Annotated in this window: 8 protein-coding genes; all 8 read left to right on the plus strand. The window is 46.4% G+C overall.

The genetic code is table 11. From position 1 onward, the window contains the following. Positions 1 to 45 precede the first annotated feature (45 nt). The 8 genes from KZ483_RS09170 to KZ483_RS09205 all read left to right on the plus strand — a co-directional run bounded on the left by KZ483_RS09170 (position 46) and on the right by KZ483_RS09205 (position 24,788). A complete protein-coding gene (locus tag KZ483_RS09170; RefSeq protein WP_220352337.1) occupies positions 46 to 3,576 on the plus strand; it encodes a LamG-like jellyroll fold domain-containing protein in 3,531 nt (1,176 codons plus the stop codon). Between the two features lie 226 nt (positions 3,577 to 3,802). Then, positions 3,803 to 5,239: a glycosyl hydrolase family 28 protein gene (locus KZ483_RS09175; RefSeq protein WP_220352338.1), complete on the plus strand. Its 1,437-nt coding sequence runs from the start codon at positions 3,803 to 3,805 to the stop codon at positions 5,237 to 5,239. 219 nt (positions 5,240 to 5,458) lie between these two features. Next, complete coding sequence (locus KZ483_RS09180; RefSeq protein WP_220352339.1) at positions 5,459 to 7,852, plus strand: helix-turn-helix domain-containing protein; 2,394 nt, start codon at positions 5,459 to 5,461, stop codon at positions 7,850 to 7,852. A 347-nt stretch (positions 7,853 to 8,199) separates the two neighbouring features. Continuing rightward, the gene (locus KZ483_RS09185) at positions 8,200 to 9,180 is read left to right on the plus strand and encodes an ABC transporter permease (protein WP_220352340.1); all 981 of its coding nucleotides are present in this window, start codon (positions 8,200 to 8,202) and stop codon (positions 9,178 to 9,180) included. A 16-nt stretch (positions 9,181 to 9,196) separates the two neighbouring features. After that, entirely contained in the window at positions 9,197 to 10,078 is an 882-nt protein-coding gene (locus tag KZ483_RS09190; RefSeq protein WP_220352341.1) for a carbohydrate ABC transporter permease, read from the plus strand. A 54-nt stretch (positions 10,079 to 10,132) separates the two neighbouring features. Beyond that, positions 10,133 to 11,776 (plus strand): ABC transporter substrate-binding protein, encoded by a 1,644-nt coding sequence (locus tag KZ483_RS09195; RefSeq protein ID WP_220352342.1) that lies wholly within the window; start codon positions 10,133 to 10,135, stop codon positions 11,774 to 11,776. Between the two features lie 191 nt (positions 11,777 to 11,967). Continuing rightward, positions 11,968 to 17,526, plus strand: a complete 5,559-nt coding sequence (locus KZ483_RS09200) for a LamG-like jellyroll fold domain-containing protein (protein ID WP_220352343.1) — start codon at positions 11,968 to 11,970, stop codon at positions 17,524 to 17,526. Between the two features lie 275 nt (positions 17,527 to 17,801). Then, on the plus strand, positions 17,802 to 24,788 hold the full coding sequence (locus KZ483_RS09205; protein WP_220352344.1) for a LamG-like jellyroll fold domain-containing protein: 6,987 nt from the start codon (positions 17,802 to 17,804) through the stop codon (positions 24,786 to 24,788). The last annotated feature ends 443 nt before the right edge of the window (positions 24,789 to 25,231 follow it).

Raw genomic sequence — 25,231 nt, forward strand, 5'->3', positions numbered from 1 at the left:
AGAAACACAGGCTATGAATGTTCAAAAAAAAAGGAGGCAAATGATATGGAATTATCACAAATCAGGGCGCTTACCAAGAAGGTTATTTCCAGTATTCTTTGTTTTACGTTAGCCATGACTTTTACAGGTTTTGGAGGCATCGAAACAGCAAATGCGGCTGTTTCGCCGCTGATTACTTCTTATAAACCGCAGGCAGTAAGTGCCGATGTAAATGCTTCTTACACGGACGCTAACGGAAACACGGTATCGGCGACGATCCATCATCCGGGCATTGCTATGTCGCTGGCCGATCTGGACAATATGCGCGATCATGTAAGAGCAGGAGACGAGCCGTGGAATACGGCGTTCGGGGCGTTTGCAGGCGATCGCAGATCCAGCAAAACGCCGCGTATATTCTATGAAGAAGGAAGAGACGTATTTGTAAATATCCGCGGACCCTGGGCTGCAACCATCGATGGGATCTATTACTCCAATCCCAGCGATTATGTAGGAACCCGTGCGAATACGGACTCCGAAACTGCTTTTTATCAAGCCATTATGTGGTACATTACCGGTGATGAAACGTATCGTTCGAATGCGATGTATATTATCAGAGCTTATGCCGGCATCCAGTCTGTCGTTACGCATACGAGCTTCCGTTTCGCGACGATGACTTATTTGCTCGCAGCAGCAGCAGAAATTTTGCGTTATTCCGATACACCGACGGGGAGTCTGAAATGGAATGAAACCGATACTCAGAATTTTATCAATATGATGGAACTTTGCTCGGTCACTTATAACGCGCATTATTTTTTCATGAATCAGCACCAATTCACGGTTATGGGAACCATGGCGCGAGCGATCTTTACGAATGACCTGGAGCTTTATGCGGAAGCCGTAGAAGCAACAACAGTGAATGCATTAGGCGATGATGGGGGAAGAAACGGTTCGATCAAGCAGCAAATGCGATGGATGACGAAAAATGAAATGACAGGAGAACCGCTCGACCCGTCGGATTATCATGTGCAGTTAATGGAAATGGGCCGCGATGTGGGACATTCTTACGCCAATATCGCCGGACTGTCTGCATTGGCACAGACCATCTACGCCCAGGGTACGAAGGTTGACCCGGTAGACGGAACAATGTCTACGGCAGCTAATGCGGTGAATCCATTCAATTTCCTCGATGACCGCCTGCTCAAAGGGACAACATATGCTCTGAGGTATCATTTGGGTTATGATGTGCTATGGACACCTGCAGTGGCAAACCAAAGCTATTCCGGTCAAATTTTTGACAAGATCCAAACATGGGGGGACAGAGGCAGAATCGATGCGTTCTACAGTGTTTTATATAACTATTATAAATATATTGAAGGGCAGGATATGACCCAGGAAAAATTCAAATACCTGGCCTATGCCTATGAAACGAGAATGCCGGAAGTTGCAGGAAAGGATTATCCGCTTGCGACTTTGTTGTACACGCCTGATGCGGCTTTAGCGGATGGCTTAAGCAAGAAGATCACCTTAGGCGGCATAACAGGACTGACGGCAACGATGGCCGGCTCGGATGCGATCAACTTAAATTGGACGGCTGTTTCCGGAGCGCTCGGTTACAACATTTACAGATCAACAAAAGAGAATGGAACGTATACACAGATTACCAGCGCACCAATTACAACAACGTCTTATAGCGATACAGGCTTAACACCGAATACCATCTACTATTACAAGGTAGGAGTGTCCGGCGGACCGACATCGGGCGTTGTATCGGCAACAACAGGAGGAACCGGTGTTCCGGCTTTCGATGTAAGCAGTTATGTTCTTAATGTTAATCATACGCATCAATCCGTACTAAGGGTCATTCATCCGGACCGAAGCAGCCAGGTTCTTACAAGTCAAGCAAGCTTTACTTCATCCAACCCGGCTGTGGCAACCGTCGATTCTGCAGGCTTGGTGACCGGGATAAGTCTGGGTGCGGCTACGATTACTGCGACATACAACGGGCAAGCTTATCATGCAACCGTAAAAGTCATCGTCGACACCAATTTAAAAGCCCGGTATAAATTTGATGAATCCGGCGGAGCTTCAGCCGCAGACGCATCTGGAGATGGCAATACCGGGACAGTATATGGCGGCGCAGCTTGGACAACCGGACAAACAGGCAACGCAGCAGCTCTTGACGGGACAAACGACTATATTGCGCTTCCTGAAGGTATTGTCTCCGGCGCCGACACGATCACGGTTGCGGCGTGGGTTAATCTGGATACCGTGAGCAACTGGACGCGTATTTTTGATTTCGGTTCGGGAACTTCGACCTATATGTACCTTTCGCCGAAAAACGGAGCAAATGGAAAAATCCGCTTTGCGATCAAAAACAATAATTCGAGTGAGCAAATCATTGAAGGCCAATCGGCGCTGCCATCGGGAGGCTGGCATCATGTGGCCGTCACATTAAATGGCGGCACCGGAACTCTATATGTTGACGGCGCCCAAGCGGGAATCAATACCACGATGACCATTAAACCGTCCGATCTGGGAGCAACGACACAGAATTGGATCGGACGCTCCCAATTCCCCGACCCGTATCTCGACGGACGGGTGGACGATTTCAGAATCTATACCCGTGCGATAAGTTCATCAGAAGTTGTCAGTGTGATGAACGGACAAACATTAGAAACTGTAACGGCAGCGCCAACGGGGGTAATGGCAGCAACTGCAGGCCAGAGTTCGATTAACTTAAGCTGGTCGGCTGTACCGGGAGCAACGGGTTATCATGTATACGTCGCCGATTCTTTGGCGGAGAATGCCGTCTATACCAAGGCAAATAGCGATTTGATCACAGGAACATCGTATGCCAGCCTGGGACTGAAGGCGAACACAACTTACTATTACAAGGTAACGGCAGTAAATGCAGCAGGAGAATCAACCGTGTCAGCTATTGCTTCGGCAACAACGGGCAGTATGCCGGACGCCAGCCTTAAATCCTGGTATAAATTCGACGAAACAATCGGAACTAAAGCCGCAGACGCATCGGGATACGGCAATAACGCGACGATCAATGGCGGTGCTTCCTGGACGGCAGGTCAATTCGGAGGCGCAGCGGAGCTTGCCGGAACGAACGGCTATATTGCGCTTCCTGCAGGTAGTGTCTCCGGGGCCGACACGATCACAATCTCGGCTTGGGTGAATCTGGATAGCGTTAACAACTGGACACGTATTTTTGATTTCGGTTCCGGGACTTCGACCAATATGTTCCTCACGCCGAAAAACGGAGCGAATGGAAAGATCCGCTTTGCGATCAAAAAGAACGGTTCGAGCGAACAAATCATCGACGGGCAGTCGGCGCTGCCTACGGGAGGCTGGCATCATGTGGCCGTCACGTTAAACGGTTCAACCGGCACCCTCTATGTCGACGGTCTTCAAGTGGGGAGTAATACGTCGATGACCATTAAACCGTCGGATCTGGGAGCTACGACTCAAAATAGGATCGGCCGTTCCCAATATACCTCCGATCCGTATCTCGACGGGCGAGTGGATGACTTCCGGATCTATAACCAAGCTCTCTCTGCCGGCGAGATCGCTGCCCTTGCAGGATAGTAACAGGCGGGATAGTAAGACGAATGGGGTTTCCGAAGTGGTATTGAAGATATACAACGATAAGTTAAATCAATAGCAGTATAGGGACCGAAGTATCACAACGCTTGGAGAGATAAGTTTCAATGACGGCAGTTACATGATGATGTATTTTATCTGCAAGCGCTATTCTATGCATACTGAAAAGCATGGAGAAGAGAGTATCTTGTTAAAGTGAGGAGAAAAATTAATGAGCTTTTTTAAGATTTGGGGGGCGCCCGAAGGGGCGATAGGCCGGGATGATTTTGAGGTTAGCGTCCGCATTCCGGGGGAGAGCTGGGAGCCGCTCTTCGTGTATGAAGCGAAGGTGGACATGCACAACGTCAGACGGGCCTCCATGGCCTATTTTGACATGGATGGAACCGTGGAGGTAAGGGTCGAGAGCCGGAAGGAAACCGTACAGCAAGTCGTCATCCGGCCTCTTTCGAAGCAAATTCCGTTCAAGGTAGAAGGAGCGGCGATTACATTCAGTTTGAATGAACCGTGTAAGCTGTCCATTGAAGTGAATGGTGACCGGTTTAGCAATTTGCATCTTTTCGCAAATGCCCCGGAGGAGAATCCACCGAAACCGGATGAACCGAATGTGCTGTTCTTGAAGCCTGCCATCCACAGAATGGAGGATATTCAACGTTTGGCGAATAGTCCGCTGCCTGGTGGAGCGGTGCCGGAAGTAATCTATTTCGGGCCAGGGATGCATTATCTGGAGGAAACGATTTTCCGCATTCCGTCCGGAAAAACCGTCTATATCGCCGGAGGCGCCATTGTTGTCGGGTCCCTCGTTTGCGATCATGTGCAGGATGTCACTATCCGCGGCAGAGGGGTACTGTATCTAGGTGACTTTCACCGGTTTTCTGCGTTCCGGGGTGTCCGAATCCTCTTCTCGCACCATATTACCGTGGAAGGGATCGTGCTGCTGGACCCGCCGCACTACAGCATTTACATCGGCAAGTCCGAGCATATCCGGATTCGTAACTTCAAATCCTTCAGCACGCGGGGGTGGTCCGACGGCATCGACATGATGTCTAGTTCGCATATTGAGATCGAAGATGTGTTCCTGCGGACGTCCGACGATTGTATTGCCGTCTATGGAAGCCGTTGGGATTATAAAGGGGATTCACGCTGCGTAAGTGTCAAAGACTCCGTCCTTTGGGCTGACGTAGCTCATGCGATGAATATCGGCGGACATGGGGACTACCGTCGGGGAGGCGATTTGATCGAGGATATCCAGTTTAGCAATATCGATATTCTGGAGCATCATGAGCCCCAGCCCGGTTATTGGGGGGCCATGAATATTAATGTCGGCGACAATAACACGGTGCGGAACGTCACCTATGACAACATTCGTGTGGAGGATTTTGAACTCGGCCAGCTGGTGGACATCCGTGTGGTGTGGAACGAGAAATATAACCCTGTAGCCGGTAAACGTATTGAGAACATTCATTTCCGGAATGTAACCTATAATGGCAAAAATGAAAACAAAAACCGAATATACGGCTTTGACAGTGAACGGAGTGTGGAAGGCGTCACCTTTACCAATTTGCGGATCAATGGCGAGTTGATTTTGAGTGCGGAGCAGGGGTATTTCGACATCAACGAGCACGCCCATGGTATTCAGTTTCGTAAATGATTATCAAAGTTGAGGCGCGTTTTCTACCTGGTTATCAAGGACGGGCCTTAGGCGAACTGGGGGACTGCATACAAGAGCGGTTTCCCCGGGGCGTTCTCCCAATACATCGACGAGACGAAGAGAAGATTCGGAAAAGGGCCGCGTTCAGCCTCACTCCCAACTGGCCGCCTAGCATTGAAACGCTGCGAAAGCCCAAGATATTTCGAGGGGGACTGCAAAATGAGAGTAGAGCGTGTAGGGGTCAGGCTAAATTCCCTTTATAGAAGAAATTCTTTATTAATAAAAATCCTATCATCCTATTTAGTTATTGTTATCGTTCTATTATCCGTTTTTTCCTTTGTTTTATTTCGTACTTACAGCAAAAAAAGTATAGAACAAGTAAGTCAAACCTCTGTAAATTTTATATCTCAATCATATTATATTGCAGATGTAATGCTCATCAATGTTTATTACTATTTTTATCATTTATTTGTCAATAGTGTGGATCGCGATCTTAATTATGGTTTATATGATAATAAATCGGATATATTCGCCGATCAGGACGTATTGAAGAAACTAAAGCAATATGTGATGTCAAATCCGCTTATTCGCTCCATTTATATCTATAATTCAAAAGCTGACAGGGTAATATTCAGTATATCTGAGGTAGGAGAAGGGATTCAGCCTACAACTGATTTTTTTGATCAAGATATAATCAATAGACTGAGAAACACGGAAAATAACATTTCCGATGAATATTTCACAAGAAAAGTGGATTATGTAATAGATAATAAAAATATAAGCGAGAACTTCTTGACCTTGGTTTTTGCAAGCGCTTCAAATGGCGGTGAACTTGAATCGTCATTGGTCATTAATCTAAATCAAAGAATACTGCAGCAGATGGTTACCAGTGGAAGAACCGGAGATCTTAATCAGGTTTTGATCATGTATAAAGACGGTAATGTGTTATCTCATGATGACACTTCTATGATCAATAAAAATCTAGCCAATGAAAGCTTTACGAAACAAATACTGCAGTCTAACAATGAAAAAGGCAGTTTTATAACGAAGATTAATGATAAGGAATCGCTTGTCAGTTATGTGAAAGCAAGGCATCTGGGCTTGATATTTATAGGCATTGGCGAACATAGCAAGCTATTATCGTCAGCATTTTCAATGCAAAAAACATTATTGATTTTAACCATTATTTTCATACTTGTGGGGATCATAATAGCTGCTTTTTTTACATCAAGTATATATAATCCCTTTAGAAAATTGCTTCATGATATACAACTAAGAGTTAGAAACCAGAAAAAAAAATCATCTCTTGATGTATACGATTATTTGAACCATATTTTCAATGAACTGGCTGACGATGTTGATAAATACAGACTGGATTCAAGCATAATATTGAATAATAAGAAGAATTCATTTTTGGAGAAATTAGTGGATGGGGATATTGACGAGAAAATCTGCGACAAGGATTATATGATGGCATGCGGGGTAAGTTTTGACGAACCATTCTTTTTGACCATTGTACTTAAAATGGACTCTTTTGAAAATGTTCGATCAGGTATATGGTCGAAAGACGTGAGATTAGTTAGATTTGCTATTCTTAACATTGCAAGTGAACTCTTTAGTGAAAACCGGTTTAAGGTGGAGGGCATTGATAACGGACAGGATTATGTAAGTATTATTTTAAATGTAAGTAATAGAAATGACGAGATTTTGAGTGAAATAATCGATAACACAAAGGAAATACAAGATAAAGTAGACAAATATCTGAAGATTTCTGTTACTGCGGGAATAGGTGATATTGCAGAAAGAGTTGAAGCTATATGTACATCCTTCCAAAATGCACTGGCAGCTTCGAATTATCGAATTATATTCGGTAGAAAAGCAGTAATAAAATATTCTGATATAGCTGAACGAAATAATAATAATGATCTTCACGACTATCCTTATGATATTGAGAAGAGAATTATTGAAGCTATAAAGGAACTCCATTTGAGAAAAATAGACGCAAGCCTTAATGGGTTTTTTGAAATGCTTGATTTATACAGTGCTGATAAAATTCAAATAACAGTGCTGCAGCTAGCCGTGTTACTTACAAGGACACTAAGCAATATAGCCAAGACTAGTGTTGAGAATGAAGAGTACAGCATAAAGGTGCTGGTTTCCGAGATACAAACTTGCGAAACCTTGGAGGAAATAAAAAAGTACCTCTTCTCACTGTGTTCCGAAGTCGTAGAGGCAAAAGGCAATGATTCTAAAGAAAATGTCAAAACAATGATTGTCAATAAAATTAAAGATTATGTTGGAAAGCATTATGATGATATAAACTTATCAACGGATACAGTGGCAGAGCATGTAAGGCTGTCCCGTAATTATGTCAGGTCTATTTTTAAAGAGATGACTGGAATATCATTATCAGATTATATTACACATTGCAGGATGTCAGAAGCTCAGAGACTTCTAATTGAAACGGATTATCCTGTCAGAAGGATTGCTGAATTGGTTGGGTATCCGGAGAATAGTAAACACTTCTTTACCATATTTAAAAAACACTACAGCAGAACTCCGGAGAATTACAGAATGAGTATCCAAAATAATGTGAGTTCAGAAAGCGAGTGACGGACACGGGCCGACGGCTCCAATAAGGCGAAAAAACCAAAAAAGCGATCTCGACGGAAACCGTTGAGAGCTGCCGCTCAGTTACCCTGTCGGGAAACGGGCGGCTTTTTCTTGCCAAGATTGGCGGTGATAAGCAACATGTTGAGTTCAAAAAACATCAGGAGCCTTTGCAGTGATATTTTGAACCTGTTCAAAAACCATCAGATCGGCAATTTGGCAAAACGAGAACTTGAACACTCATAAACTTGGTATTAATGTCAAAAGGGGAAAGCCTTTAATCGTTTTCCGGGGGATTCAAAACCAATTTGGGAAGAGAGGCTATCTAACTATAAAGGAGCATGATAAATGTGAATGTAGCTTTGAGCAATAATAAGGCAGACAGCGTAGTCATTAAAAAGAATAAAAAGACCTTCCTATCAGATGTGAAGCAAAATTTCTATTTGTACTTATTGGTTTTACCGGGTATTTTATATTTTGTGATTTTCAAGTACCTGCCGATGGTGGGAATAATCGTAGCTTTTCAAGACTTTAATACGAGCAAAGGACTTTTTGGAAGTGAATTTGTCGGTCTGAAAAATTTTGAGTATTTCTTCACTTCAAAGGATTGGCTGATTGTAACCTGGAACACGCTGTATTTAAATATATTGTTTCTTTTTACCGGATTGTTTTTTTCGATCCTGATTGCCATTGTTCTATCGGAAATCAGCTCCAAGTATTTCAAGAAAGTGACACAATCGGTTGCCATTCTGCCGAATTTTATTTCCTGGACATTAGTTTCGATGTTTGTTTTTGCATTACTGTCGACGGATGTCGGATTTATTAATTCCGTTTTAAAAACGCTTGGTTTTATTCAAGAAGGACAGGAAATCAATTTCTATTCCAATCCGAATTTATGGGTCGGAATACTGGTTGTTTTAAAAATATGGAAAACCGCAGGTTTCGGTTCCGTTATCTATCTGGCTGCTATAGCAGGCATTGACCAGGAAATCTATGAAGCTGCCAAAATCGACGGAGCCAGCCGTATGCAGTGTATTACAAAGATTACCTTGCCGCAGCTTAGAACAACAGCAGTGCTGTTGACTTTATTTGGCATCGGAGGCATCTTCCACGGGGATCTGGGAATGATTTATGCGATTGTAGGCGACAACCCTTATTTGTATGACACGACCGATGTCATTGATACTTATGTATTCAGAATGCTTAGACAAATGAATGACATCAGCATGTCTACTGCGATCGGACTTTATCAATCGGTTGTAGGCTTTGTCATCGTATACATTACGAATTATTTTGCCAAGAAATATGATTCGGATTCAGCCATTTTTTAAAGGAAGGAGATAAAAAATGAAAAGCAGCTTGGAGAATAAGGTATTAGATCTATTTTCTTATCTTTTCATGGCCATATTTTCAATATTTTGCATTGTGCCTTTTATCCTTATTATATCAAGCTCCCTATCGGATGAAAAAGCTGTACAAGAGACCGGCTTTGTTCTTTTTCCAAAAGAATTCTCGCTGTTTGCTTACAAGGTCATATTTCAGGATAACGCAATATTCAGCGCTTACAAGACAACGATCATTTTCACGGTTTTAGGTACGATTCTTTGTCTTATCATTACCAGTGCTATGGCTTATGCCATTTCCGTGAAGACGTTTACTCACAGAAACAAGATTGCTTTTTTCGTCTATTTTACGATGCTGTTTAACGGAGGGCTGATACCTTCCTATCTTCTCATCGCTAAATATTTAGGTTTAAGAGACAATATTCTGGTTTATATCCTGCCGGTGTTGATTAATCCGTTTAATATGTTTCTGTTAAGAAACTTCTTCAAGCAAATACCGGATTCGCTGGCCGAGTCTGCCAAAATAGATGGAGCTAATGACATCTATATTTTATTTAAAATCATCCTTCCGTTGGCAAAGCCTGCAATGGCAACGATCGGATTGTTTTATGGACTCGGTTTCTGGAACGAATGGTTTACAACCATCCTTTTTATTAGCGATAAAGACCTGTATTCTTTGCAATATTTGATCATGAAGGTATTGAGAGAAGTGGATTTTGCAAATCAAATGAATCAAATGCAAGAAGTTGCAGTTCAATATGTCGTTCCAACCAATACGGCGAAAATGGCTACTGCCGTAGTCACTGTAGGTCCCATTATTTTTGTTTATCCGTTTCTGCAAAAGTACTTTGTTAAGGGATTGGTTGTTGGAGCTGTTAAGGGCTGAACCCGCAAAAGCGGTTTAGTACATATTATTAAATAATAAAAGGGAGGAAGAAGCATGAACAAAAAGTTTTTTGTAATGCTGCTTGCTGTAATGATGCTTGCTACTTTATTCGTTGGATGCAGCAGCAAGGAACCAAACAAGCCGGATGAAAGCACTGCGCCTAACAGCAATGCACCTGCCAGCAATGCGACAGAAGGTACCGAATCCTCAAAAAAGAAGGATCCGGTTACGCTCAATATTCGTTTCTTCGGGTCTGAAAACGCGCATTATCGCGCTGTCGATCCCGCCATTAAGGAGTTTGAGAAACGGACGAAGGATACGCTTAATACGACCTTGAATGTGCAATGGACACCGCCTGCCGACTATGGAACCATGCATCAATTATGGATGACATCGGGAGAAGACATCGACCTCTTTATCCCGTGGGAAAAGGATAAATTCGCTAGAGAAGGCGTGTTGGCGGATTTAAGCGAATATTTTAACAACCCTAAATATCCCGGACTTCAGAAGGCCTTCGCAGAAGAGTATATCAATGATAATAAGCTCTATGGCAAAACTTATGTCATTCCGATTACAAACGCTTTCATGGATATGGAAGGTGTATGGTACAGAAAAGATTTGTTAAAGAAGTATGGAATGAAGGATATCAGCAGTTATGATGATTTGTATAACTTCCTTGAAAAAGTAAAAGAAAACGAAAAAGACATGATCCCGTTTGGAAACTATGGAAATACTGCTTTCTTCAAACTATTTACCGATATCAATGCACAACAGCTGGAGGGTAAAGTATTTCCATTTACCGGCGCCGGAAATCCGAAGAGAAATTTCGTTTACGCTCAAATAGCCGAGGATGGGAAATCCGTTGCGGGTGTGGCGGCTTATGGCGATCCGGCATCCGAATGGGCTAACTTTAATCCCAAATACGGTCTGGATTATCTTATGAACCAGTTTAATCAAGCGAAGCGGTTTAACAAATTTATCCCGGCAGATACCCTGACGAATACGACTGGGACAGGAAAGCCTGCCGCTGCCGGATACGCAACATTAAATGGTTTCAAGGGAGCTGAAGCTGGTGCAAAGGCACAAGATCCGAATGCGGAGATCGGTTTCTGGCCTATTTTCAAGAACAATCAGGAAATGGCGCCTGGAACGCAATCTACAGATGGAAAGGCGTGGAATTTCATTGCTATACCTGCTTCTTCTAAGAAAATTGACAGAACAATGGAGTTCCTGGATTGGGTTTTCTCCAGTCAGGAGAACAATGACTTATTCACTTACGGTATCGAAGGTACAAACTGGGAGGCTGTAGGAAGTAATCAGTGGAAGATTCCGGATGGAGTCGATCCGGTTAAAAATTACGTTTTTCCCGGTTACCAGTTGACTTGGAATCCGACAATGTATCGAATTCCTGCCGAGTTACCGGAGCAGGTTCAACAATATTACGAATATCAATTTAAGCCGGAAACATATAAGAAACATGTATTGGCAGGATTTACATTTGATCAAGAGCCTGTAAAAAATGAAATTGCCAAATGCAACACTGTTATGGATAAGTATCTTCCATTATTGCTGTCCGGTTTCGGCGATGTTAATGATAATTTGTCGAAGATGAATGTGGATTTGAAGGCTTCAGGTGTAGAAAAAATTAAAGTGGAATTGAAGAATCAAATAAACGCCTTCCTCGCTCAGAAGAAGTAAAGTTATCTGAATATACATCGCAGTGAAGAATGTATTTGTAAGTAAAATAGGGACATCTATAGATTTAGTTAACTCAAATCTTTGGTGTTCCTATTTATAAATTAGGGAAGAGGGAAAGTAATGAAAACGAAATTCAAACAGGTCGATCGTTTTGCCCGCAAGGGGCTCAATCTTGAAAGGAGGTCTTTGAAATGAAAGGGCTTCTGCCAAAATGCAAACGCTCTCTTTCTATCTTATTATCTCTGCTATTTTTAGGCGGCGCCATACCGGTTAGCAATATAACCGTAAAGGCTGCCGAAGCTCCAAACATTGCACCCTATGCTCCTTATGTTTCCACTGTGCCGACGCCGCAAAATAGCGCAGTCATCAATCCGAACTATGACCGAAGCTATGACAACTATGAGGTCAAAGGTCCGACAGGACTCGTCCATCCGGGTGTTCTGCAATCGAGGGCGGATCTGAACACCATGAGGGACATGGTTTGGCAGGGAAAAGAGCCTTGGGCATCTGCATTCGATTTATTCAGAAGGTCTCCCGAATCTTCGAAAAATGTAGCGATCTACGGGAACGGAGGAACGCAAAAGGAATTCACCTATTCCCAAATCTCCGACAGCAACGGGGACAAGCAATTGCGCCAGGATGCCACGACAGCCTATCAACAAGCGCTCATGTGGTACATCACGGGGGATGAGGATTATCTGAACAATGCCAAAAAGGTATTGGACGCGTGGGGCAATGGTCTCAAGCAATTTTTCGATACGACGGAGCCGGCCAATTGGGATACGGTTGCACAGGTGTGGGGGGCATCCAGCGTTCTCAGCTCCGGTGTTGCAGGACAGAAGATGGCTGCCGCGGCAGAAATTCTTCTTTATACGCCAAGCTCCGGGTGGTGCCGGGACGCCCAAGGCACTATCGATTATGAAAAAAAGAAGGTCTTCGATCATTTCTTAAGACTCATCTGGCAGGAATCGAACAAGTGGTACGGATTTTTTAATCAAGCGGCCGTAGGGAACATGGGGTATATGTCCATTTCCATCTTCCTGGACGATATTAACGGTTATAACGAAGCGGTGGAGCGGTTTGCCTACAATAAAAAAGCGGTAGACGAGGCAAATAAAACCGGAGCAAACAGCATCAATTTTTCGGTTGCCGCGATGGTATTGGATAATGGACAGATCGTCGAGATGGGACGCGACCAGCCTCATTCGGGCGGTGACGTGGCGGCGCTCGGCGCAGCGGCCCGAACCATCAATGTCCAGGGGACGAAGCTTGATCCTGCAACCGGGGTGCCGGTTGCCGAGGGCGGGGTAGACCCCTATGAGTTCCAGAATCAAAAGCTGCTAAAGGCCTTATCTTATTATACGAAATACAATGCTGGCTACGATGTGGATTATATTCCCAATGTCAACGGCTTGGGGCAAAAGACCGAATGGTCCGCCGTCAGTTCGGGGGGACGGGGAAGCGGAACGGATATCGCTTCCATCTACAATCATTATAAATATGAGAAAGGATATTCCGGCGGTATTTACGACGAATTGTACAAATATCCCGAGCTCATGATGGACAATCCTGAAGGCCAGTCCATCGATATGCCGGGTTTTGGCCAGCTGCTCTTTACCCCTGCGAACGGCGCCATGGATACGGAGCCGAAGGGCCCGCCGCAGCCTTTGCAGGAAACGGGAAATTTATATGGTCTGTATAACCGGTACCCGGCTGTACCTTTTTCGTTCAACAACGCCATTTGGTTTAAGAACGGCTTTGTAAAACCTGGGATCGCCAGTTATCTGGACGAAAACGGTTTTGTCCAATACAAAGCCGAAGGGACGATGAACGGCAACTGGTTCGGCTACGAAAACTTCGATTTCGGCTTGGTTCCCGCAGATACGCTCGCGTTCACCTATGGCTTGAACTCGACGGCCGGGTCGACCATCACCATGTACGTTACCGAGCCTGACGTGAAGCTGACCGACGAGACCATGGCCCAAACAACGCCGACAGCCATCTTTCAGGTCCCCCATACAGGCTGGTGGTCCGTACCGTACACCTATGTTCAGAAATTCGATAACATCGGCGATACACTGAAAGGCAAGAAAAATCTATATTTCAAAACCACGGGTTCCAACAACGTTTATAATTTCGCCGCCGAAACGCGCTGGTTTCAATTTTCGGGCGGTTTTGCCAAAACCGATAACAAGGCGATTGAAGCCCCTTATACGAGCAGTACAGGTTATATGAAAAACGAGGCGGCGAAAAACGTTACCTTGACAGACGGCGGTTATATCGGATATCGCAATATGAATTTTGACAGCGGAACCATGCAGATGCAGTTGAATCACATAGCCGCAGGAAGCGGCATGCTTGAAATGAGGCTTGGAGGCCCGCAGGGCCAGCTCGTCAAGACGTATCCGATTGAGGATACGACAGGCAGCACGGTGACCGCCGCGTTCGACCATCAGAATGATGAGATTATTTACGGCAATAACGGAGGCAATAACGATTTTTATTTGGTCTACAGAGGGACCGGCTCTCTGACCTTTAACAGCTTTAAATACGTAACGCCATCCTCTTCCGGATCGGTTCAGTCGACAAAGAGGCAGGGTGGAAGCTATCTGTCCGATCTGTACGGCAATGCCGAGAAGGTCGGGGATAATGTCGTATTACAAGGAGACAGCTCCGCAGTCACCTATCGTAATGTCGATATGGGGTCCAAAGGTGATGACCGGCGCTTTATGGTTGTGCGGGTGAAGAGCAACGAGCCTGTTGTCATGAAAGCCATCGATCTTGGCAATGGAAATGCGGCCGCCAATACCGTAGCTGAATTTGCTGTTCCGAATACGAACGGCGAGTTCGTAACAATCGCATACGATTTGGCGAAATCGGGTTATGCTGCGCGAGAAGGCGCGATTTTTATCAGGCTGCAAGCAACCGGCGGAACTGCCGATGGTAACGTGGAAATCGATTACTTCAGTTTTGACAATGCCGATATCCCGTTTGTCGAACTGCTGCAAGCTGTATCCATCGTGTCCGATCATCCGGGAAATCCCTCCATCGCAACGCTGGGAGATACCGTGACCTTATCGTTTACGGCCAGCGAACCGATCGATAATGTTGCCGTTTATTTCGGCAGTACGAAGATGAATACCGTTTCCACAGATGCCCGTCATTTTACCGTGACGCAAAAGCTTGGAGAAATCTATAAGCTCGGCAAAGTCCAGTTCCGCATCGACTACGATCAAGGTGCGAATTTCGGGAAATCGGTCAGAAGTACGATGGACGGCACCTCGGTGACTATCGTTAATGAAGATGGGCTCATCAACGATGTATTCAAGAATCTTTCTTTGATTGATTCAACACCGGGTCGAAGCATGGATACGACAATTCAGCAAGTGGCCAATCTGTTTGATTGGAATGCAGCCACCGTTTCCGATTTTCGCTCCACTAGCGGAGGCTGGGGCTCTTGGGTTGCATTTGACCTCGGCGACCAGGATAAAGTGCAATTAACTCAAGTAAAATTGCTTGCAAGTCAGGGCGCTCCCGCCCGGGCGGCAGGTATTGTCATCCAGGGAACCAACCACATTGATTATGAGCCGTGGGTGACGTTGACTGCCCCGGCTGTAAATACGGTGAATTGGCAAACGTTAACGGTCCAGAATCCGAAAGCCTACCGTTATATCCGGATTTTCAACGGGAACCAATGGTTCGGCAATCTTGCCGAAGTCAAGTTCTATGGTACCGTCATCCATACGGGAAGCCCGGCCATATTGGATACGGTAACGCTGAAGTCGGATAATCCGGAGGATTCTTCCTTAGCTGTGACGGGGAATACGGTCACCTTGGATTTTGCTGCCGGTAAAGCTCTTGAGAATGTCAGGGTTTATTTCGGCGATAAATTGATGGAGACGGCTTCGAGCGACAAGCTTCATTGGCAAGCCCGTTATAAGGTTGGAACGACTTATCAAACGGGCAGCATTCCATTTGTGATCCTGTACGATAATGGTCCTGTCGTGACCGGTACCACGGACGGTACGTCAGTAACGGTCATTGACCCGCTTCAGATTGCACTCGATAATGCGGCAAAGCTTCCGGCGGGAGATTATTCAAGACTGAGCTATTATCTGTTCAACCAAGAAGTTGAACGCATCAAAGCGGAAATGACTCCGGGTTATTCTGAGATGAAACTCGCCAAGGAGCTTTACGATGCGAAGAGCTTGCTTGCCCGGAGCCCGTTCTCCCTCTATTCGTTTGAAGGAAACGCGGGTAATGCATTCGGGTCTTTCAACGGGACGGTTTCCGGCACGCCTGCGTACAAAGACGGGAAAGTCGGGAAAGCGATCGAATTGAACGGCACCAATAGCTATGTCACGCTGCCCGCTGCGCATCCTCTGTCCAGCTACAATCAGATCACTGTGTCAACCTGGGTGTACTGGAAGGGCGGAAACCAATGGCAGCGAATCTTTGACTTCGGCAACGGCACTACCCAGTACATGTTCCTGACGCCGAGATCGGGCAGCAACACGCTGCGTTTCGCGATCAAGAACGGCGGCGGCGAGCAAATCGTGCAAACCTCGCAGCTTGAAGCGAATACGTGGGTTCATGTGGCGGTGACACTAGGGAACGGTAAGGAGAAGCTGTATGTGAACGGCGTGGAAAAGGCATCCGCTAACGTCACGATCAATCCGAGCGACTTGAAAGCGACACTAAATTATCTCGGGAAAAGCCAGTTCTCTTCAGATCCGCTGCTCAGCGGCATGCTGGACGAATTCCGTATTTATGATCATGTATTAAGCGCTGATGAGATCCTTCAGCTAGCAAACAATACGGCGCCGCAGGGGGACAATTCCTTACTGGTATACTTGTTGGATAAAGCTGCAAAGGTTAATACCGAGCTTTACAAAGAGGAGAGCGTACAAGCGCTTCAAGCGGAAGTATCGAATGCACAATCGGTCTATAATAATGCAGCTGCAACACAGGCCGCGATCGATGCGGCATCCGCGAGTCTGCTTGCGGCTCTCGAAGGGCTGCAGTGGAAGGATGTAACGGCATCCGTAGATCCAGCAGCTCCAAACGGTAAGAACGGCTGGTATACGGCGCCCGTTACTGTGACGCTGTCTCCCGCGGAAATCGCGGAATACAGCCTGGACGGCGGAGTCACCTGGGCAGTATACGGCGCGCCTGTCACTCTGGACACAGACGGAACGCATCAGGTTCAGTACCGCCGTTCCGTCGATTCGGGAGAAGTTAAAAATCTGGAGATCAAGATCGACCGTACCGCACCGGTCGTTCAGATAACAGGTGTGGCATCGTACACGATTGAACAGGATGTCACCATTACGTGCAGCGCGACCGAAGTTATTTCGAGCGTATATGGTGCGCCGTGCGCGGCGCCGCTGGTACAAGTCAAGGCATATACGCTGCCTGCGGGCCAGAATACGGTATCGGTTACGGCAGAGGATATGGCGGGCAATCAAACGACGGTTACCCATACGTTTACGGTAACGGTTACGTTTGACAGCTTGAAGTCAGTAACAACATCATTCCTGCAGGCAACAAATGCCAAAGGATGGGATAACGTCGCCAGTTCCTTGAATAAACTGCTGGATCAGGCGAAAGCGAAGGCTGCTGCCGGCCAGACCGCTGCGGCGAAGGATATCATGGCCGACTATATTGGCAAAGTAACGGATCAGACCGGCAAATCGTTCACCAAAGAACAATCGGAAATTCTGATCCGGTGGGCTGGTATCGTGATCTAGCTCAAACGAAAATATCTCGGGCGTCATCTGTAAGGCGAATAAGGAGCAGTAAATTGCCGCGGCAGTGAATGAACTAGCGGAAGTCCGGAACATGAACGCGATGTTCCGGACCTTCCGACATGATTCCGATATTTCTGCTTCCTTATCGAACATGTTCCGGTATTCGGCTGAAAGTGGCGATTTCGCGGGAGGTGATGCATGGAAAAAAGGAGAGTAAAGGGATACAGACCATAAAGAATGCTTGAACAGCACAATAATCAAGGAGGATCGCCATTATGTATTTAGGTAACAAGAAAGCAGCCTGGACCATGCGCACCTTGGCCGTCTGTCTGGCGGCAGCCATGCTGTTGCAATTGCTCGTCCCCGCGGTGAATAATCGTGTATTCGCGGCTAATGAAGATCCGCAGCTTGAATCTGCACAGTCTGAACCTGCTTACGGTATTTTGGATAAGATCGATTTCGGCAATGCCGATTCCGAAAGCGCTCACAATTTCAGGGGTGAATTTACAAGCGTGATCACCGGTTTTATGGGGGAGAATGCCAGAGTATCTGAGCCGCGTATTCCTGCTTCAGATACAGGAGGTTTTTTAACCTTTTCCATGAAAGTGGATCCGTATCTGCAAAATTACTTTACGGTGAAGTTTTCAGGAAATGAGACGATGCCTCCGGGAGCTCGAGCGCAAATTGTGATCAATGGCGAACAGATCGGATATTTCAGAGGGGGGGATTATGGTGCTCTGTTTGGTGGCGAACGAGCACCGAATCAATTTATATACAGCACCATTGTGCTTCCTCTGGAGTCAACGAGAGGGAAAGAAATAGTAGAAATTACAATTAATACAACGAATCCCCCGGGTAAGGTAGAACAACCATCAAGGGGGTACTATACCGGTTATTCCCATACCCAGGCTTATATTGATGTGGATGACGAAGTGCAGGGGTATAAGTTTAAAGAAAATCAGGGACCGGAGACCGTACTGCAATCTGGTGATACCTATGAGGAAATTGAAGCAAGAATTGAACAGTTAAGACAAGAACCAATTAACACCTTTAATAATCTGTATAACCATCTCGGCAATAATCCGAATAACACGTTAAATATCGCGAAATACACAAATCAACTTCGGTATTATGCCATGGTCTTGAAACAGGACATATCTCCAATGAAAACCCCGGAAGCGAAACGTGAAGCGTTAATGCGTATGTTTCAGGCCATTGATGTTCATACGAAAAACTATTATGGAAATACAAGACTGGTGCTTCGCGGAGGACACCAGGGGGATTGGGGCGGCTTTCACGGCGAATTAGGTGAGGCGTTGTATCTTGCGGAAACCCTGATCTTTGATGAAGATGTGTTAGGAGAAGAAGCCTATAATGACTTTCTGGATCAACCCTTTGATACAGGAACGGTTGAAGGAGAATTTTCCCTCGCCAGCGCAGGGTGGAATGGTGAATCATTAACCCGTCGAATGGCATGGGAACGGGTACTGAAAGCGAATTTTGATTTTGCCCGTTCCAGACAATCTTATATTACGAATCAGGTGTTCTATACGTACGAAGGCGCATGGAAAGCTCATGAAGGGCTCAGGATGGTAGGGTCCAAATTTTATGAAGGGAAAGCGCGCAGTCATCAAATTGTATTAGAAATGTTTGGAGTAAGACCATGGTTAGGAGAAGAAGTATTGGTTGGTCCTAACGGGGAAGAATTAGATCTCTATCATTCTTTGTTTGCGCATGATAATTCAGCTGTCTTTACAGATGACTATGTACACATTGTCGGAAAAGGGCTTGCAAAAAGCAAATTGGATGAAGAGGGTCATGTTGTACGGCGTAATCCTTATGGAGAACATTATACAAATCTAACCAAAGCCGGGTTGACAAGAGAAAATCACTATGTGGGAATTTATGGGGAAGTAGCCAATTATATTTTGGATTACTTCTATAAAACCTTGGATCAGCCTGGGGATGAACAACTCAATGATGAACTTCTGAAACAAGCTCTTCACAACTTTTATGCTCGTGTGTGGACTCGAATCCAAGACCTGGATGATGAGGGCAAACGACTCATAGCGATGAATGCCACTGTAGATGCACGAAATGGGGGTATGCCTTCCAGAACTCCTGCTTATGGCGCCAGAATGCTCGGATATGGCACGTCCTATGCTTATTTGGAAAAACATATGGCGGATCATGAAGAACGATATAGCGGTCCGGAATGGGAGCGGTATTGGGACTATGCCAAATATACCGTAGGGGCCGTACAGCAGATGAAGATGGATAATCGCTTAATGGGTGATTTGTCTTCGAGGGATTTCCATCTGCCTGAGACCTATGAGTATATATTCAAAACCCGGAAGGACTATGCAAGATTTAATGATGTAAAGGCCGGGGTTGTCATTCCTCAGACCGATTTTGATTATTATACAGAAGAAGAGATTGCTGCATTAGGTGTGAATCCGGAGGATTATGAACAGTTTGCATGGATCGATGTAGATAATGCATTCATCTCCATGCGAGATGGGAACTTTAGAATGTTCGGGGCTTTAGCATGGCTGAATTTGGGAGTTTCGGCCACTGGCAGGCTTCATATTGTTACCCCTAAGTATGTGGGAACGGTACAAGTTGCTCACAATAATCAATTTCAATATACAGATTACTACATCAGACCTCATGATGTGGATCTATTTTACCAGCGATCAGATCCGGCAACCAAAGGGTTTGCGCCTCAGTCCCTGGCTGGTGAAATATTACCCACTGCTTATCAGCCGGGGGTTGGTACAGTGGTGCGAGACAATCTTGAAGTCGATCACCCCTATTCATCTTTGTCGGATTTAAGGGTTGCAAGATATGGGGAGTATTTCATCCTCATGAATACCACTCGTGCTGAATACGAGAATGAAAGATCCTTTGAGGTGGAGCTGCCTTCCGATTATACAGGAAATGAGATCTTCGATCTTGTTTCAAAAGCCAATATTCCGGTAATCAATGGAAAAGTAACCATTGGACCTGAAAAAGGAATGGTTCTTAAATTATCGTCCAAATTTGATCCAACGCCAAAGCCAAGTCATGTGGATTTTGCCAAAGCGGTTGAAGGCAATGGATTTGTAGATGTGATTTGGAAAACCACTGCCGGAGGAAAGACGTACACCATCAAACGTTCGGAAGTAGAACATGGTCCGTATGCCGTGATTGCAGAAGGGTTAACGGGCAGTCACTATAAAGATACCGATGTAGTCAATGGGAAAGTTTACTACTATAAAGTGGCAGCCGTTAATGAACACGGATCAGGCTGGGAGTCATGGCGCGCAAAAGCAGATCTGAGCGATGCCGGATCCAAAAATCTGGCTTCCCCATGGCAGCAGGATCTCATAGGTACCACCAAAGGCAGCGCAACGATTAACGGTGATGTGATTACAATTCAGAATGTAGATGGAAAAGGCCTGGGTGAAGGGGATGATTTTAATATCTATAAAAGAGATATTAATGACTCCTTCCACTTTGTCCATCAGACAGCCGTTGGAAATAGCTCTATCAGTGCCAGAATTGATCAGAATAGCGGCGCTCTCAGCGGTATTATGTTAAGGGAAAAGCTTTCTGAAAATTCCCGTTATCTTTATTTCGGCGCGGATGACCAAGGGAACCTGGTATTGCAAGATCGTAATCGAGTATCCTTTGTGGTATGGAATGGCGGTAAAGCTGTAAGTCCGTTAAATCATGGAATTAAAGGGTATCATATCAATGACTATCCTTATATCAAGCTATTGTGGCATCATAATTCACAGATCGCCTACGCATTTGTATCGAAAGATGGAGTCGATTGGGAATACGTCGCCAAGACAGAAAGTTTATTCCCATATGCATATTATACAGGACTCATATCGACTCAAGAGGCAGCATTCAGTGAAGTAACCGTATCGGAAATGCCGAGAGAGAGTCTGATTCCGTTTGTTGAAAAAGAAAAAGATCAAATCACTTTGCATTGGACTAAACCGAAGCAAGCCTCCTGGTTCAACGTATACCGCACCTATGATGAAGAGGCGAGCTTGATCGATCCGGTATTCAAGGCAGGCACGACTGAACTGGAAGACGGCTCCCCCTGGGAGGAGGTTCTCACAGGTACAAGAGCGAAGCCATTCCAGGACGTCTTACGGTATGGCAGTGTGTATTATAAGGTGCTGGCCGTTCATGACGACGGTTCCCCGCAACCGTTCTCGGCCACTGTTTCCGCTGATGCGGATCCGATTTCGGTGGTGCTGGAGGATGCGAAGAGCTTGCCGGCCTACGACTATACGAAGGCGAGCTTCTATCTGTACCATAAGGAATTGGATCGTATTAAAGCGGAGATGATGAGGCCTGAATTTGAAGAGGCGCAGCTGATTGACGAAATCTACGATGCGAAGAAGCTGCTCGTTTCGGTTCGGACGCTGCTGACGAAAATTCAGATGGATCCATCGATGGCCAGGGCCTCTGAGAAGTTTTGGCAGAATGATAACATCTCCGAGGAACAGAACGCATGGTATTTATTTGATGAAAATCCCGACACGATTGCCCACACCAGGTCTAAAGAGAGCTGGGTTGACGTGGACTTTGGCGCAGGAAACGAAAAAGTGGTGGATACGTTCCGCTACCTGCCGAGGAGGAATGCTACCCACCGAGTCAACGACACCGTCTTCAAGGGTTCGAAAGACGGCGTGAACTGGACTGATCTGCATCGCATTAAAGGGGTAGGCGTATATGAATGGTATTCCGTCATCAATCCAGACAGGACGCCATACCGTTATATTCGCATTTACGACGACCATTTCGGCTTCGTAAACTTTGAAGAAATCGAGTTCCTTAAAATCGGCATTGACAAGACGCTGCTCGCGCACTTGCTGGATGAAGCGGCGGCAGCGCAAGAAGCCGGCATCTATACGGAAGAAAGTTTGCAGTCGGTCGTGCAGCACGCTGCTGCGGCAGCTGCGGTACACGATAACCCGGATGCGACTCAGGAAGAGATTGATATCGCGGATAGCAATCTGCTGGCTGCATTCAAAGGACTGAAATATATTCCGGGCATGCCGGTTCTTCAATCCCTTGCAGACAAGACTGTCATTGCAGAAAACACGCTAACATTCAAGGTTCAAGCAGTCAATGCGGTTACGGATGTCGTATATGGGGTGAACGGTCTGCCCGAAGGAGCATCCTTTGATGCGGCCGCTCAAACGTTCGTCTGGACGCCGGGCAAAGAACAGAGCGGCGTGCATACCGTAACCTTTACTGCGACGGCCGGTGAAATGTCTTCTTCCAAAACGATTAAAATCACAGTCAAAGGACAGCCGGTTATTGGTCCCGATACTACGGTGGAGCTGACGGCAAAGAAGGACTTCAGCTATCAGGTTCCGGCATCCGATCCGACTGGCGAGCAGCTGGTTTACAGCGCCGCGAATTTGCCCGCAGGGGCAGCGTTCAACGCGGCGACCGGCGTATTCAGCTGGAAGCCGGGCCAGGCCGATTACGGCAGCCATTCAGTAACCTTCACCGTGAGCAACGCCAATTATTCGGTCAGCCAGACGGTGGCGTTCAAGGTGAAGCTGGGTATCCTCTCGGCTGAAGGCTATACGAAGGGCAGCTACTACCTTTATCTGAAGGAAGTTGCACGTATCGAAGCGGAGATGGCGAAACCGGGTGCCGACAAGGCGCAGCTTGCCGCTCAGCTTGACCAAGCGGGGAAGTCGCTTGTTCCCGTCCCTCTTTCGCTCTACGCGTTTGAAGGAAATGCGAACAATTCGTACGGCTCGTCCGCATCCGGCGGGGCCGTATTCGGACCTCCGGTTTACACGGAAGGAAAGGTCGGCCAGGCCATCAATCTGAACGGCACGGATAACTACGTCAAACTGCCTTCGACGCATGCTCTAGCCGGGTACAATGAGATCACCCTGGCAACCTGGGTCTACTGGAAGGGCGGCAACCAGTGGCAGCGAATCTTCGACTTCGGCAACAATACGAATCAGTTTATGTTCCTTACGCCGAGATCGGGCAACAATACGCTGCGTTTCGCGATCAAGAACGGCGGCGGCGAACAAATCGTACAAACGTCGCAGCTTGCCGTTAATCAATGGGTTCACGTCGCGGTGACGCTAGGAAGTGGTTCGGCGAAGCTGTATGTGAACGGCGAGCTGAAGGCGACGAATACCAATACGACCATCAAGCCGAGCGATTTTAAGCCGGGCGTCAATTACATTGGCAAAAGCCAGTTTAACGATCCGTTGTTCAATGGGATGATCGACGAATTCCGCGTCTACAACTACGTCCTGAACGCGGACGAGATCAAGGCCACCATGAATAATACGGCGAACTGGATTGACAAAACGTTAATTCCGATCCTGCTGGAAGAAGCAGCGAAGGTCAATGCCGAGCTCTACACAGAGGAGAGCGTACAAGCGCTTCAAGCGGAAGTATCGAATGCACAATCGGTCTACAATAATGCAGCTGCAAACCAGGCCGAGATCGATGCCGCATCCGCAGGGCTGCTTGCCGCACTTAAAGGACTGCAGTGGAAGGATGTAACGGCGTCCGCAGATCCTGCAGCTCCAAACGGCAAGAACGGCTGGTATACGTCATCGGTCACGGTGACACTGTCTCCGGCGGCAATCGCGGAATACAGCCTGGACAAGGGCGTCACCTGGGCTGTCTATAGTGCGAATGTAACCCTGGATCAAGAGGGAACGCATCCGTTTATGTACCGCCGTTCCGTCGAACCGGGAGAAGCTCAAACGCTGGAGATCAAGATCGACCGCAGCGCACCCGTAGTTCAGATAACGGGCGAGTCATCGTACACGGTCGACCAGACGGTGATCATTACATGCAGCGCGACCGATGTCGTCTCGAGTGTATACGGTACGCCATGTACCGCACCGCTGGTTCAAGCGAAGGCGTACACGCTGCCTGCGGGCCAGAACACGATATCGGTTACGGCAGAGGATATGGCAGGCCATCAAACAACGGTCACCCACACCTTTACGGTGACGGTCACGTTTGACAGCTTGAAGACCGTGACGAACACCTTTATGCAAACGACCGGCTATAAGGGTTGGGAAACTGTTGCTAAGTCGTACCATCAAAAACTCGATCAGGCCAAAGCTGCAGCCTCCAGAGGTAAAATAGACGCGGCCAGGAGCATGATGGCCGACTATATCAAACAGGTAACGGACCAAACCGGGAAATATTTCACGCAAGAGCAAGCGGATATTCTGATCCGCTGGGCACAGATCGTGATCTAGCTCAAACGGAATTTCTCGGGTGTCATCTGTCGAAAGCATGACCAGAGGCCCCAATCTCGATTTTGAGGTTAGGGGCCTCTCATCATTAAGCTTTAAGAGCTATGTGGGAGGTTATCAGAAACACAGGTTATGAATGTTCAAAAAAGGAGGAAAATGAAATGGGTTTATCGCAAGTGAGATCGCTTACAAGAAGGTTGTTTCCAGTATCCTTTGTATTACGACAGCCGTTACCTTTACAGGTTTTGGAGGCATTGAATCGGCGAATGCGGCTGTTTCGCCGCTGATTACTTCTTACAAACATTGCCATAACGCTGGCCGATCTGGACAATATGCGCGACCATGTGAGAGCAGGAGACGAGCCGTGGAATACGGCGTTTCTTACGTTTGCCGCCGACCCGCAATCCAGACCGAATCCACGTAAGCAGTTATGTTCTTTATATCAA

Source organism: Paenibacillus sp. sptzw28, from assembly GCF_019550795.1.
GTDB lineage: Bacteria > Bacillota > Bacilli > Paenibacillales > Paenibacillaceae > Paenibacillus_Z.